The sequence below is a fragment of the Streptomyces sp. NPDC025721 genome (assembly GCF_055558595.1).
Genome location: NZ_JBVHMF010000046.1, coordinates 1 through 12,582, shown reverse-complemented (window position 1 = coordinate 12,582; position 12,582 = coordinate 1). Strand labels below are relative to the sequence as shown.

The following is a 12,582-nucleotide window of genomic DNA, read 5'->3' as shown; positions in this document are numbered from 1 at the left end:
TTTTCTATCACCCTCCCTCCCCCCCCCCCCCCCCCCCCCTCCCCTCCCCCCCCCCCCCCCCCCCCCCCCCCCCCCCCCCCCCCCCCCCCCCCCCGCCGTCCGCGGAGCGCCGCAAAGGTGCCTGGAAGCGCCCTGAGGGCGCCTCAGACCTCGTACAGGGTCACGTCCTTGACCACGGCCAGTCCGAGGCCGTACGCGCTCATGCCGCGGCCGTACGCGCCGAGGTGGACACCGCGGGCCGAGCCCGCCATGACCCAGCCGTACTCGGACTCGCGGTAGTGGAACGGCGTCGGGTCGCCGTCGACCGGAAGGGTCAGCGTCGACCAGCCGCTGCCCGCCAGGTCGTCGGCGAGTTCCCACGCGGTGGCGGTCTGCTGGTCGAGCCAGTCCTGGCGCAGGGCCCGGTCCATGGTGGTGGGCCAGGTGCAGGACAGCAGCCCGGACCCGGCGAGCCAGGCCGCGGAGGAGACCGAGGTCGCCTCCAGTACGCCGGTGCCGTCGGAGCTGCGCCGTCCGGGGCGGTTGGCGAGGGTGACGACCGCGGCGAACCGCAGCCCTTCCGCGTCCGCCGGAGCCGCCTTCAGCGAAGGCTCGTCACCATGCCCTATTGAGCCGTGCTCGACCGTGCCGTCCCCGCTCACGCCGACCGTGCCCAGCCAGCGCCGTCCGGTGAACGCCTCGTCCAGCCCGTACCAAGGGAAGTCGGCCATCAAGTAGCCGTCGACCGTCCCACGAGCACTGCCGGTCTTCGTCTCCATGCGGTGTTACGCCTCCTCCGTGCCCATCTGGGCGACTCGCCATCTTGCCCGACCCTGGGTGGGTTCGGGAGCCGAACCGGCTCACGGTGACGGCGAACACACGGACAATAGCCACCTGGAGGGGTGAAAAGGCGTGATCTGGTTGACTCAGGTCGCGTCGGAATCGAACGGCGGAGCCTCGCCGGGCTCCAGGCCGTCCTTCTTGCGGAGCCTGTCGGGGGTGGCCGAGGAGCCGCCGCCGGAGGTCGGTCCCGGCACGCCGGAGGACGAACCGGCCGCGCCGGACGAGCCGTTGGCGGCGGAGGCGGGCTCCACGCCGTTGACCGCGTCGGTGACCTCGGCCATCTCCTTGCGGAAGTCGAAGCCGTTGCGGATGTCCTTGAGGCCCAGTTCGTCCATGTCGCTGTCGCTCATCAGATTCTTCTTGATGAACGTCTTCGGATTGAGGTCCTCGAACTCGAAGTCCTTGAACTCCGGACCCAGCTCCCGCCGGATGTCTTCCTTGGCGCTGTCCGAGAACTCCCTGACCTTCCGGATGAAGTTCATGGTGTCCTGGATGACCTTCGGCAGCTTGTCGGGGCCGAAGACGAGGACGGCAAGGACCACGATCGCGACCAGCTCCAGCGGGCCTATGTCGAAGAACACCTTGCAGCTCCTTGGGACGTCCACAGCCGGGAAGGCAGGGTCCGGCGGACTTTACGGTACCTGTCCACGCGGGCGGTGCGGGAGTGGCTCCGGCTAACAGTACGTCGCCAGGGGGTAAAGGGTCAGCCCCCGAGCCCGCTCCGGTGACCGGCCGGAGACCGGCCGGTGGCCGGTCAGCGCCGTATCGCGGGGGCCTGGGGGCCGGGCGATACGGGGGAAGCGGCGGGCGTCACGAGCGGCAGGGCGCCGGGCGCCATCAGCGGCCGGGTCACCGAAACGGGTGTCACCGAGGTGACCGCGGCGGGGGCGCGGAGCATGCGCCGGTCCCCGGCGTCGAGCACGCCGCGCGGGGTGACCCCGCGGGTGTCCGGCACGGAGTTGGCGCTCAGCGGGCTGACCGCGGGGCCGTCGTCGGGGCGGGCGCCGCCGTCGACCGCGGCTTCCATGGGCAGGGCGCTGCCCAGGGCGATGGCCGCCATCGAGAAGGCGCCCGCGGCGGCGAAGGCGAACCGCCTGCCGCGGGAGGCCGCGGTGCCGGAGCCGCTGTGCGCGGGGGCCTCCGGCTGCTCCCGGTCCTCGGGGCGCCCGTCGGCCGCGGCGGCGCGGGTCAGCTCATGGATGCGGAAACCGCGACCGCCGGAGCCGCCGGGCACGAGGTCGCGGCCCGGTGTGAGGTACGAGAACTCCTCGCGGCGCCGTGAACCGCCGTCGCCGAACACGCCGGAGCCGAGCAGGCCGCCGTCGAAGGGGCCGCGCCGCTCCTGGTCCCGCCCGCCGGCGGCGCCGGGGCCGTGGCCCTCGTCGTCCCGGTCGCGCCAGTCACGCGTACGGTCGGCGTCCTCGGTCCCGTCGCCGGTCGGTGGTAGGCCGGGAAGGCCCTGGAGCCGGGCCAGCAGCCCGGCGGAGAGCATCGGCTGCTCGGAGGCCGCCACGACGCTCTTGAGACGCCGCTGCTCGCTGGCAGCGGCTTTGCACTGCGGACAGGTCACCAGATGGGCGAGCACCCGGTCCCGGGTGTCGTCGCCGAGCTCGCCGTCGACAAATGCGGCGAGCCGGTCGCCAAGGTGCTGCTCGGCAGGCGCTGCACGTTGTTCGCCTGAACCGCTACTGCTCACGTTCTCCCGCCCTCCTGGCCAGGTTTCTGTGTGGCGGCAGCGAGCGCGGGAGCCGGCCGGGCGCCGGGCGCCCGGTGTTCCAGAGCCTTGCGCAGGTGGGAGCGGCCACGGTGAATCCTGCTCCGCACCGTGCCCAGCTTCACACCCAGCGTCGCGGCGATCTCCTCGTACGACAGTCCCTCGATGTCGCAGAGCACCACGGCGGCGCGGAACTCCGGGGCGAGGGTGTCCAGCGCCTGCTGGACGTCCGCGTCGAAGTGCGTGTCGTTGAAGTGCTGCGCGGGGGACGGCTCGCGGCTGGGCAGCCGCTCGGCCGCGTCGTCCCCGAGGGCGTCGAAGCGGATCCGCTGGCGGCGGCGCACCATGTCCAGGAAGAGATTGGTCGTGATGCGGTGCAGCCAGCCCTCGAACGTGCCGGGCGTGTAGGTGGACAGGGAACGGAAGACCCGCACGAAGACCTCTTGGGTGAGGTCCTCCGCATCGTGCTGGTTGCCGGTCAGGCGGTACGCCAGCCGGTACACCCGGGCACTGTGGGTACTGACGATCTCCTCCCAAGAGGGAGGCGTCCACGCCTGAGCGTCCCCGTCGGTGGCGAACGTCGCGGTCGCGGGAGTGTTTTCGCGTGAACGGTCATCAGCAGTGTTGGTCACGGATTTCGGCTGTCCGGCGGACCGGAGAATACGCCTGAGCGTTCCTCCCTTGTCACCGGCCGCAGCCGCACCTCCCCTGTCGGCTCTGGTGGTGTCCAGTAGAGCCCCTACCATATCCACCTCGCCCGTTAGCTCCGGATAAGTGCGCTGTTGCCATTGACTTCCCAGGACTTCCACTCGGCGGGGAGAGCCGGGGCCTTCTCCCGCCGGTAGCCGTCCTTACGGATAACGCACAGTCCCATCAGCGGGTTCCCGCCCCCAGCGGATACAGTCGCCGGGCGGGCTGCACCTACGACAGGGATCGACCCGGGGACAGGGAGAGGGACATTACCGGCAACCGGCAGGCGAGCTGGGCGTTCGCCGACGCGTTCGTCGCCGAGGACGACGCCCTCATACGCGCCCGCGCCCGGTCCCACGCGGCCGGTCTGCGGCCCGTCTCGCCCGGCACCGGTGCGGCCCTGCGGCTGCTGGCCGCCACGGGGGACGCGAAGTCCGTCGTCGAGATCGGCACCGGCACCGGGGTCTCCGGCATCCACCTGCTGCGCGGCATGCGCCCCGACGGCATCCTGACCACCGTCGACACCGAGCCGGACCGCCTTCAGCTCGCGCGCGAGGCGTACCGCGAGGCCGGTTTCGCCGCCAACCGCTCCCGCGTCATCCCCGGCCTGGCCCTGGACGTGCTCCCCCGGCTCACCGACGGCGGCTACGACCTGGTCTTCTGCGACGCCGACCGGCTGGAGTACCTGGACTACCTCGACGAGGCGCTGCGGCTGCTGCGGATCGGCGGCCTGGTCTGCTTCGAGGGCGCCTTCGCCCGCGGGCGCGCGCTGGACGCCGCCCACCAGGACGCCGAGTCGGTGCGGCTGCGCGAGCTGATGCGCGCGGTCCGGGACAGCCCCCGGCTCTCCCCCGTCCTGCTGCCGACCGACGACGGTCTGCTGTGCGCGGTGCGCCGGAAGTGACGCGGCGGCGCGCGCAGGAAAACGACGGCGGCCCCGTACACGACATTCCGTGTACGGGGCCGCGACGATTTATGGGACCGCTGGTCTCAGGCGATGGCCTTCTTCAACGCGTCGCCGAGGGCATCCGCCTCGTCCGGGGTCAGCTCGACAACAAGCCGCCCGCCGCCCTCAAGCGGAACGCGCATGATGATGCTCCGCCCCTCCTTGGTCACCTCGAGCGGGCCGTCACCCGTCCGCGGCTTCATGGCCGCCATGCTCGTTCCCCTTCCTGAAACCAGCTCGGACTCGAACACATTGGTTCTCGGCCATTATCCCGCATCTATCGACCCGATGACCAACATCGGTCGCACTACGTTCAGCATGGGCCCTCCCCAAAACCGGCCAATTCGGCGAGTGGACAGTGATCGACCGGGTTCCCGAAGGGTATCGGTTCGGTCGGACGTTTGACGTACGTCACATGTCGGGGTGCCGTGAAGTCCGGCATTCTGGCCAGGACCGATGCCGCGACGAAGGGGTTCAGCCATGGCCGACAGCGTTCTGTACGAGGTGAGCGACGGGCTCGCGACCGTCACCTTCAACCGTCCCGAGGCGATGAACGCGCTCGACACGGAAACGAAGAACACCCTGCGGGACGCCTTGCGGGAAGCGGCCGACGACACCGCGGTGCGGGCGGTGCTGCTCACCGCGACCGGGCGGGCCTTCTGCGTCGGACAGGACCTCAAGGAGCATCTGGCGACGCTGGCGGCGGGCGGCGGGCTCACGACGGTGGCCGAGCACTACAACCCGATCGTCACCGCGATCGCGACGATGCCCAAGCCGGTGGTGGCGGGGGTGAACGGGGTCGCCGCGGGCGCCGGGGCCGGGTTCGCCTTCGCCGCGGACTACCGGATCGTGGCGGACACCGCCGCCTTCAACACGTCCTTCGCCGGGGTGGCGCTCAGCGCGGACTCGGGTGTGTCGTGGACGCTGCCGCGGCTGGTCGGGCACAGCCGGGCCTCGGATCTCCTGCTCTTCCCGCGCTCGGTGGGGGCCGCGGAGGCGTACGACCTCGGGATCGCCAACCGGGTCGTGCCCGCCGCGGATCTTCCCGCCGAGGCCGTCGCCGTGGCCCGGCGGCTGGCCGAGGGGCCGACCGTCGCCTACGCCGCCATCAAGGCGTCCCTCGCCCACGGGGCCGCCCACTCCCTGCTCTCCACCCTCGCCAAGGAGGACGAGCTCCAGACCCTGGCCGGAGCCGCCGAGGACCACCGCATCGCGGTCAACGCCTTCGTGGCCAAGCAGCCCCCGCGCTACGTGGGCCGCTGACGCGGGACGCCCGTCGCCGCTCCGGCCGGTCCTCGATCGCCGGACGGGCTGAAGGGGGCACGGGTCCGGCGCGACCCCGGGCCCGTCCGGACCGGCCCTAGCGGGCGGAGCAGTCGGCGAGGTGGTCGTTGACCAGGCCGCAGGCCTGCATCAGGGCGTAGGCGGTGGTGGGGCCGACGAAGCGGAAGCCGTGGGATTTGAGCGCCTTGGCGAGAGCCACCGACTCGGGGGTGGTGGCGGGCACGTCGGCGAGGCGGCGCGGCGCCGGGCGGGTCGCGGGGTCGGGCGCGAAGGACCAGACGAGGGCGTCGAGCCCGCCGTCGTAGCTGTCGCGCAGGGCCTGCGCGGCCCGCGCGTTGGCGACGGAGGCGGCGATCTTCGCCCGGTTGCGGATGATCCCGGGATCGAGCAGCAGCCGCGCCTCGTCCTGCGCCGTGAAGCCCGCGACCGCGTCGATCTTGAAGCCGTCGAAGGCGGCCCTGAACCCCTCGCGGCGACGGAGGATCGTGATCCAGGACAGCCCGGACTGGAACGCCTCCAGGCAGGTCCGCTCGAACAGGGCGTCGTCCCCGTGCACGGGCCGCCCCCACTCGGTGTCGTGGTAGGCCACGTAATCCGGCGCGGACAGCCCCCAGGGGCAGCGCGCGAGTCCGTCGGGCCCGACGATCGCGTCACTCACCGGTGTCGTCCCGCGGCGTCTCGTCCTTGTCCAGGGACGGCGTCACGGGGGCGCCGACCGCGCCGGCCCGCGCCCCGGCCAGCACGGCCTCCAGGTCGGCGATCCTGGCGTCCCGCTCGGCGAGTTCCGCCCCGAGCCGGTCCAGCACCTCGTCGACGTCGAGCATGCGGTAGCCGCGTACGGCGATCGGCAGCCGGACGGCGTCGATGTCGGACCTGATGAGCGGGCGGTCGGCGGGCAGCCGGTCGTCGATCCGGTCGGGTTCGGAGTCCCGCAGGGTGCCGCCGTCACCGAGTACGGCCATCGCGACGGCGGCGACCACCGCGACCAGCGCGATGAGCATGAACCAGAACAACTCGATCTCCCGGGGTCCGGCCTACGTGTCAGGCACGATCGTGCCACGATCGCATGAGTCTGAGATGAGGAGCGGCAGTGGCACTTCGGTTGGGGACCCGCGAATTCGGCGAGCGGGAGCCGGTGATCATGGCGATCGTGAACCGTACGCCGGACTCGTTCTACGACCAGGGCGCCACCTTCACCGACGAACCCGCGCTGGAGCGGGTCGCGGGCGCCGTCGCGGAGGGCGCGGCGATCATCGACATCGGCGGGGTGAAGGCGGGCCCCGGCGAGGAGGTCTCGGCGGCGGAGGAGATCCGCCGCACGGTCGCCTTCGTGGCGGAGGTGCGCCGCCGCCACCCGGATGTGGTGATCAGCGTGGACACCTGGCGGCACGAGGTCGGCGAGGCGGTGTGCGAGGCGGGCGCCGACATGCTGAACGACGCGTGGGGCGGGGTGGACCCGCGGCTGGCGGAGGTCGCGGCGCGGTACGGCGTGGGGCTGGTGTGCACGCACGCGGGCGGCGCCCAGCCGCGGACCCGGCCGCACCGGGTGGGATACGAGGACGTGATGGCCGACATCCTGCGGGTGACGGTGGGGCTGGCCGAGCGGGCGGCGGCGCTGGGCGTGCCGCGTGACGGGATTCTGATCGACCCGGGTCACGACTTCGGCAAGAACACCCGGCACTCGCTGGAGGCGACCCGGCGGCTGCCGGAGATGACGGCGACGGGGTGGCCGGTGCTGGTCTCCCTGTCGAACAAGGACTTCGTCGGGGAGACGCTCGACCGGCCGGTCAAGGAGCGGCTGATCGGCACGCTGGCCACCACGGCGGTATCGGCGTGGCTCGGGGCGCGGGTGTACCGCGTCCACGAGGTCGCCGAGACCCGTCAGGTGCTGGAGATGGTGGCCTCGATCGCGGGTCACCGCCCGCCCGCCGTGGCCCGCAGGGGCCTGGCCTAGGGGGCCCGCTGGGCGGGGGCCAGGGGCCCCGCGAGGCCCTAGGCGCTCTCCTTCGTCACCCGCGCCACGGCCTCGTCCACGTCGTCCGTGACGTGGAACAGCTCCAGGTCGGCCGCGGACGCCTTGCCGCCCGCGACGAGCGTGGAGCGGATCCAGGAGACCAGGCCGCCCCAGTACTCGGTGCCGAAGAGCACGATCGGAAAACGGGTGACCTTCTTGGTCTGGACGAGGGTGAGCGCCTCGAAGAGTTCGTCGAGGGTGCCGAAGCCGCCGGGGAGCACGACGAATCCCCGCGCGTACTTCACAAACATCGTCTTTCGGACAAAGAAGTAGCGGAAGTTCACGCCGATGTCGACATAGGAGTTGAGGCCCTGCTCGAAGGGCAGCTCGATGCCGAGGCCGACCGAGATGCCGCCCGCTTCGAGCGCGCCCTTGTTGGCGGCCTCCATCGCGCCGGGGCCGCCGCCGGTGATGACGGCGAAACCGGCCTCGGTCAGGGCGCGGCCGATCCGTACGCCCGCCGCGTACTCACGCGAGTCCACCGGGGTGCGGGCGGAGCCGAAGACGCTGACGGCGGGGCCGAGTTCGGCCAGGGCGCCGAAGCCCTCGACGAATTCCGACTGGATCCGCATCACACGCCACGGGTCGCCGTGCACCCAGTCCGACTCTCCTCGACTGTCCAGCAACCGCTGATCGGTGGTCCCCGCCTGCACCTGGCCGCGCCGCCGTACGACAGGGCCCGTGTGCCGTTCCGGCCAGCCCTTGCCGGTCAGCACGGTCTCCGCCGCCTCGTTGGCCGCGGCAGCCGCCTCCTGCGCGTCCGGACTCTGCCCGGCCGCTCCCGTGTGTGAGTCAGTCATACGGGAAGCGTACGCATCAAGGTGCGGCGGACGGCGCCAATGGGACCGCCCGGGGCGCTTCGAGGCGGGCGCTGACCCAGGTGAAGGCCGCGGGGAACATTCCGCCCCAGGTCTTCCAGTTGTGGCCGCCGCGGTCGATCCGCAGCGTGCTGACCGAGGTGGGCGGCCGGACGGCGGCGGTGATCCAGTCGCCGAATTTCGGCGGGCTCTCCGGGTCCTGCTTGCTGGACTCGATGAGGATGTGCACCTCGGGGCGGGTGTTCTGGGCCAGCCACAGCGGCGAGCGGACACCGCGGGCGGACTCGGCCGGATTGTCCGGGGCCATCGCGGCGGCGGCCACGAACCGGTCGGGGTGTTCGAGCGCCATCCGCACCGCGCAGTAGCCGCCGGTGGATATGCCCATCACGGCCCAGCCGCGCGGCGCCGGGAGCGTACGGAAATTGTGCGCGATCGTCTGCGCCACGTCGTCGGTGAGCCAGGTGCCGACCTTGCTCTTGCCCGGCACGTCGGCGCAGCCGGTGTTGGCCCGGTCCGGGGTGATGGTGGGCAGCACGAGTATCGCGGGCTCGGCGCGGCCGGCGGTGATCTCGCCCTGCATGATCTGGCCGAGCCGCATGCCGCGCAGGAAGCTGTGCGGGGTGCCGGGGATGCCGTGCAGGACCTCTATGACGGGGAAGCGGGTGTGCGCGAACTCCTTCTTCTTGTACTGCGGCGGCGTCCAGACGATGACGTCGCCCTTCGTCCCGGACTTCCAGCCGCGCACGGTGGCCTTCTCGAAGCCTTGTGAGTACGAGGCGAATTTGACCCGGTAGTCGGGCTTGGTGGGGGTGGGCGTGGCGGTGGGGCCCGCGACGGACTTGCCGCCGCTGTTGGCGTTGCCGAGCAGGTCGTCCCAGGACGCGTAGAAGCCGTAGTCGTTGTTGACCGTGACCATCACCACGAAGATCGCGGTGACCTGACAGAGCAGGATCATCCCGACGCGGGCGACGACCCGTACCGGCCGCGGGCCCCGTACCCGCGGCCAGAGCAGCACCGCGCCCGCCACCGCGGCCACCGCGACGACGAGGAGCAGTACGGCGAATCCTCTGCTGGTCAGTCCCACGACACGCCTCTTCCCCCAACCGATCCCTACGGCTCCGATCACACCATGCCGCGAGGGAAGACCGATGGGCACCCCTGTTCGGTTGCTCCGCCTTTCGCCGGATCAGTCGGACGAGTGAGGCGGGGCGGTCGCCGGGGCCGCGGGATCGGGCCCGGTCAGTCGGTGAGCCAGCCGCGCAGCCGCTCCTCGGCCTCCAGCACGGCGGCGACCGCCACGTGCTCCTCGCGGGCGTGGGCGAGCTTGGGGTCGCCGGGGCCGTAGTTCACCGCGGGCACGCCGAGCGCGGAGAAGCGGGCCACGTCGGTCCAGGCGTCCTTGGGGGCGGGTTCGGTGCCGATGGCGCGGACGAAGGCGGCGGCGGCCGGGTGCGCGAGGCCGGGCAGCGCGCCCGGCGCGCTGTCGGTGAGCACCACGGTGAAGCCGTCGAAGACCTCCTCGGCGTGCGCGAGCGCCTCGGCCTCGCTCCGGTCGGGCGCGAAGCGGAAGTTGACGGTCACCGCGCAGGAGTCGGGGATCACATTGCCCGCGTGGCCGCCCTCGACCCGCACCGCGTTCAGCCCCTCGCGGTACTCCAGGCCGTCGATGACGACCCGGCGGGGCTCGTACGCGGCGAGCCGGTCCAGGATCGGCGCGGCCTTGTGGATGGCGTTGTCCCCGAGCCAGCTCCGCGCCGAGTGCGCCCGGCGGCCGGTGGTCTCGACCCGGATCCGCAGGGTGCCCTGGCAGCCGCCCTCGACCTTGCCGTCGGTCGGCTCCATCAGCACCGCGAAGTCCCCGGCCAGCCACTCGGGGTGCCGCTCGACCAGCCGCTTGAGTCCGTTGAACTCGGCCGCGATCTCCTCGGCGTCGTAGAAGACGTAGGTCAGGTCGCGGTTCGGCGCGGTCAGGGTCGCCGCCAGCCGCAGCTGCACCGCCACGCCCGCCTTCATGTCCGAGGTGCCGCAGCCCCACAGCAGGCCGTTCTCGTCCAGCCGCGACGGCAGGTTGTCCGCGATCGGCACGGTGTCGATGTGGCCCGCGAGCACCACCCGCTCGGCGCGCCCGAGCCGGGTCCGCGCCACCACCGCGTCGCCGTCCCGGTCCACCGTCAGGTGCGGCAGCCCCCGCAGCGCCTCCTCCACCAGATCCGCCAGCGCCTTCTCCTGCTGGCTCACGGACGGCACGTCCACGAGTTGGGCGGTGAGCCGAGCGGCATCCTGGCTGAGGTCGAGTTCGCTGCGCATACGCCGAGCGTAGGGCCTCGGGCCCGGATGCCCCGAAGGCCCCGGCCGCCTGCCCCGTTCACGCGCACGGAGGAGAAAGCCGAAGACGGCGCCGTCGTAGGTCATTCGGGACCCGCCGCCTTCGGTACGCTCGGCGCGTGCCCAGCTCCCCCCCTCAGAAGCCCCCCAAGCGCAAGCGCCGGGGCCGCAAGATCGCCACAGCGGCCGTGGTGTTGCTGGGGCTCGCCACCTATGGCCTCTACCGCGCCGCGGAGGAGAACAAAGCGCCGGAAAGCGCGGACTGCACAGTGACGGCGGACGGCGACACGCTGGACATGAGCCCGTCGCAGGCGGCGAACGCGACGACGATCGCCGCCGTGGCCACCTCGCGCGGGCTGCCGGAAAGGGCGCTCACCATAGCCCTGGCCACGGCGTTGCAGGAGTCACGGCTGGACAATCTCGATCACGGCGACCGGGATTCGCTCGGACTGTTCCAGCAGCGCCCCTCGCAGGGCTGGGGCACCGCGCAGCAGGTCCAGGACCCGGTGTACTCGACGAACGCCTTCTTCGACGGCCTGGTGAAGATCGAGGGCTATTCGCGGCTGCCGCTGACCGTGGCGGCGCAGCGCGTGCAGAAGAGCGGCTTCCCCCAGGCGTACGCGAAGCACGAGGCGGACGCGACGCTGCTGTCGGCGGCGCTGTACGGGCGCAAGGCGGGCGCGCTGAGCTGTACGACGGGCTCGGACACGCCCTTCAGCGCGGGCGGCAAGCTGGGCAGTACGTCGCAGGTCACGGCCAGGCTGACGCGGGAGTTCGGCAGCCAGGTGAAGCCGGTGGCGGCCGACGAGCCGCGTACGGTCGCGGTGCCCGCCAGGCCCGCGGGCGGCGCGGCGGAGGGCGACGGCACCCGGCGCGGCTGGGAGCTGGCGCAGTGGGCGGTGGCGCACGCGCAGGACCTGAAGGTCGAGCAGGTGACCTTCGGCGGCCAGAAGTGGGCCGCGGCGCAGTCCGGCAAGGGCTGGCAGAAGCAGAAAGCGGGCGGCGCGCAGGGTTCCGCGGCCGTCAAGCCGGACGGATACGTACGGATCACCGTCGCGCAATAGTGCGCGCATTCACTCGGAAGTGCCCGCTCCCGCGGTCAAACGCGGGCTGCGGGAAAACCGCTCGACCGGATGGCAATTCCCTTGCGGCAGCAGGGATGTGACGTTTCATCAAAGTCATATGAGCTGTCCGCTATATCCGATCTGTCGGATTCCTATAATGCGACACATTGCCAACTCTTTACCTCGAACGACCGCAACCTTCGGGCTCCTTGAGCGGTAGTCACGACGTCCGCCCGGCGGACGCAATACGTCCCCTCACGGAGCCAACTCCGTAAAAGGAGCACCATGTCCCTCCCCCTGACCCGCCGCTTCGCCCAGGCCGCCCTGCTGATCGGCGCCGCCGCCGCGCCGCTGATCGGAGCGGGCGCCGCGCAGGCCGCCGCGCTGCCGCCGACGGACCTGGGCGGGCTGAGCAATCTGGACGGCGCCAATGTCGGCAACACGCTGGACAGCGCTTCCCAGCAGGCCACTGGGGTGGCCCGGCAGGCCGGTACCCAGGCGATGAAGACCACGCTCCCGGCCACCGGCCGCATCGTGGGCACCGCGAGCAGGACCGCCGCCCCGGCCGCGCAGAAGGCCGCGGGCGACGCCGCCGACTCCGCGGGCCGGATCGTCGGCCAGACCGCCGAGTCCGCCGGTGGCGTCGCCCCGCACACCGAGACGCTGCCGGTCTCCGCGCTTCCCAACACCGGCCAACTGCCGGCCGGCGCGCTGCCCACCACCGACATGCTGCCGCTCAAGGGCCTCCCCCTGGGCTGATCGCCGAACCGCACGCGCGCGGGGGGGGGGGGGGGGGAACCCCCCCCCCCCCCCCCCCCCCCCCCTCCCCCCCCCCCCCCCCCCCCCAAAACCCCCCCCCCCCCCCCCCCCTTCCCCCCCCACCCCCCCCCCCCCCCAAAAAGGGT

15 protein-coding genes are annotated in these 12,582 nt (G+C 72.2%); 5 read left to right on the top strand and 10 right to left on the bottom strand.

All coding sequences use genetic code 11. The annotated features are described in order from the left end of the window. Positions 1-143: 143 nt before the first annotated feature. The 4 genes from ACZ4EF_RS35850 to sigE form a co-directional block, all read right to left on the bottom strand. Entirely contained in the window at positions 144-758 is a 615-nt protein-coding gene (locus ACZ4EF_RS35850; RefSeq protein ID WP_391127398.1) for a hypothetical protein, read from the bottom strand. A 147-nt stretch (positions 759-905) separates the two neighbouring features. After that, a complete protein-coding gene (locus ACZ4EF_RS35845) occupies positions 906-1,403 on the bottom strand; it encodes a sec-independent translocase (RefSeq protein WP_355348180.1) in 498 nt (165 codons plus the stop codon). A gap of 173 nt (positions 1,404-1,576) precedes the next feature. Further along, the gene (locus ACZ4EF_RS35840) at positions 1,577-2,518 is read right to left on the bottom strand and encodes a zf-HC2 domain-containing protein (RefSeq protein ID WP_467508377.1); all 942 of its coding nucleotides are present in this window, start codon (positions 2,516-2,518) and stop codon (positions 1,577-1,579) included. Continuing rightward, positions 2,515-3,282 (bottom strand): RNA polymerase sigma factor SigE, encoded by a 768-nt coding sequence (gene sigE / locus ACZ4EF_RS35835; protein WP_355348341.1) that lies wholly within the window; start codon positions 3,280-3,282, stop codon positions 2,515-2,517. The genes ACZ4EF_RS35840 and sigE overlap by 4 nt, the downstream gene beginning before the upstream one ends. A gap of 212 nt (positions 3,283-3,494) precedes the next feature. Here sigE and ACZ4EF_RS35830 point away from each other — a divergent pair, with 212 nt between their 5' ends. Further along, positions 3,495-4,130, top strand: coding sequence for an O-methyltransferase (locus ACZ4EF_RS35830; RefSeq protein ID WP_355348344.1), 636 nt, complete (start codon positions 3,495-3,497; stop codon positions 4,128-4,130). Between the two features lie 86 nt (positions 4,131-4,216). Here the strand turns inward: ACZ4EF_RS35830 and ACZ4EF_RS35825 are convergent, their stop codons facing one another. Next, the gene (locus ACZ4EF_RS35825; protein WP_069464762.1) at positions 4,217-4,384 is read right to left on the bottom strand and encodes a DUF3117 domain-containing protein; all 168 of its coding nucleotides are present in this window, start codon (positions 4,382-4,384) and stop codon (positions 4,217-4,219) included. Between the two features lie 268 nt (positions 4,385-4,652). Between ACZ4EF_RS35825 and chcB the strand changes: the two genes are divergently transcribed. After that, positions 4,653-5,435 carry a 2-cyclohexenylcarbonyl CoA isomerase gene (chcB, locus tag ACZ4EF_RS35820; RefSeq protein ID WP_467508375.1) on the top strand — a complete coding sequence of 261 codons (783 nt, stop codon included), beginning with the start codon at positions 4,653-4,655 and terminating at the stop codon, positions 5,433-5,435. A 97-nt stretch (positions 5,436-5,532) separates the two neighbouring features. Here the strand turns inward: chcB and ACZ4EF_RS35815 are convergent, their stop codons facing one another. Both ACZ4EF_RS35815 and ACZ4EF_RS35810 read right to left on the bottom strand, forming a co-directional pair. After that, positions 5,533-6,114, bottom strand: coding sequence for a DNA-3-methyladenine glycosylase I (locus tag ACZ4EF_RS35815; protein WP_467508373.1), 582 nt, complete (start codon positions 6,112-6,114; stop codon positions 5,533-5,535). Then, a complete protein-coding gene (locus tag ACZ4EF_RS35810) occupies positions 6,107-6,469 on the bottom strand; it encodes a DivIVA domain-containing protein (protein ID WP_391049309.1) in 363 nt (120 codons plus the stop codon). The genes ACZ4EF_RS35815 and ACZ4EF_RS35810 overlap by 8 nt, the downstream gene beginning before the upstream one ends. Positions 6,470-6,597: 128 nt before the next feature. On the opposite strand from ACZ4EF_RS35810, the gene folP reads away from it, so the two are divergent. Next, positions 6,598-7,410 (top strand): dihydropteroate synthase, encoded by an 813-nt coding sequence (gene folP / locus ACZ4EF_RS35805; RefSeq protein WP_467508399.1) that lies wholly within the window; start codon positions 6,598-6,600, stop codon positions 7,408-7,410. Between the two features lie 38 nt (positions 7,411-7,448). Here the strand turns inward: folP and ACZ4EF_RS35800 are convergent, their stop codons facing one another. The 3 genes from ACZ4EF_RS35800 to dapE all read right to left on the bottom strand — a co-directional run bounded on the left by ACZ4EF_RS35800 (position 7,449) and on the right by dapE (position 10,595). Continuing rightward, on the bottom strand, positions 7,449-8,270 hold the full coding sequence (locus tag ACZ4EF_RS35800) for an LOG family protein (protein ID WP_355348196.1): 822 nt from the start codon (positions 8,268-8,270) through the stop codon (positions 7,449-7,451). Positions 8,271-8,286: 16 nt separating this feature from the next. After that, positions 8,287-9,372: an alpha/beta hydrolase gene (locus tag ACZ4EF_RS35795; RefSeq protein ID WP_467508371.1), complete on the bottom strand. Its 1,086-nt coding sequence runs from the start codon at positions 9,370-9,372 to the stop codon at positions 8,287-8,289. Between the two features lie 155 nt (positions 9,373-9,527). Continuing rightward, positions 9,528-10,595, bottom strand: coding sequence for a succinyl-diaminopimelate desuccinylase (gene dapE, locus ACZ4EF_RS35790; RefSeq protein WP_391161651.1), 1,068 nt, complete (start codon positions 10,593-10,595; stop codon positions 9,528-9,530). Positions 10,596-10,732: 137 nt separating this feature from the next. Here dapE and ACZ4EF_RS35785 point away from each other — a divergent pair, with 137 nt between their 5' ends. Beyond that, the gene (locus ACZ4EF_RS35785) at positions 10,733-11,677 is read left to right on the top strand and encodes a VldE C-terminal domain-containing protein (RefSeq protein WP_402711064.1); all 945 of its coding nucleotides are present in this window, start codon (positions 10,733-10,735) and stop codon (positions 11,675-11,677) included. 285 nt (positions 11,678-11,962) lie between these two features. Further along, positions 11,963-12,436, top strand: a complete 474-nt coding sequence (locus tag ACZ4EF_RS35780; RefSeq protein WP_467508368.1) for an ATP-binding protein — start codon at positions 11,963-11,965, stop codon at positions 12,434-12,436. Positions 12,437-12,582: the final 146 nt, after the last annotated feature.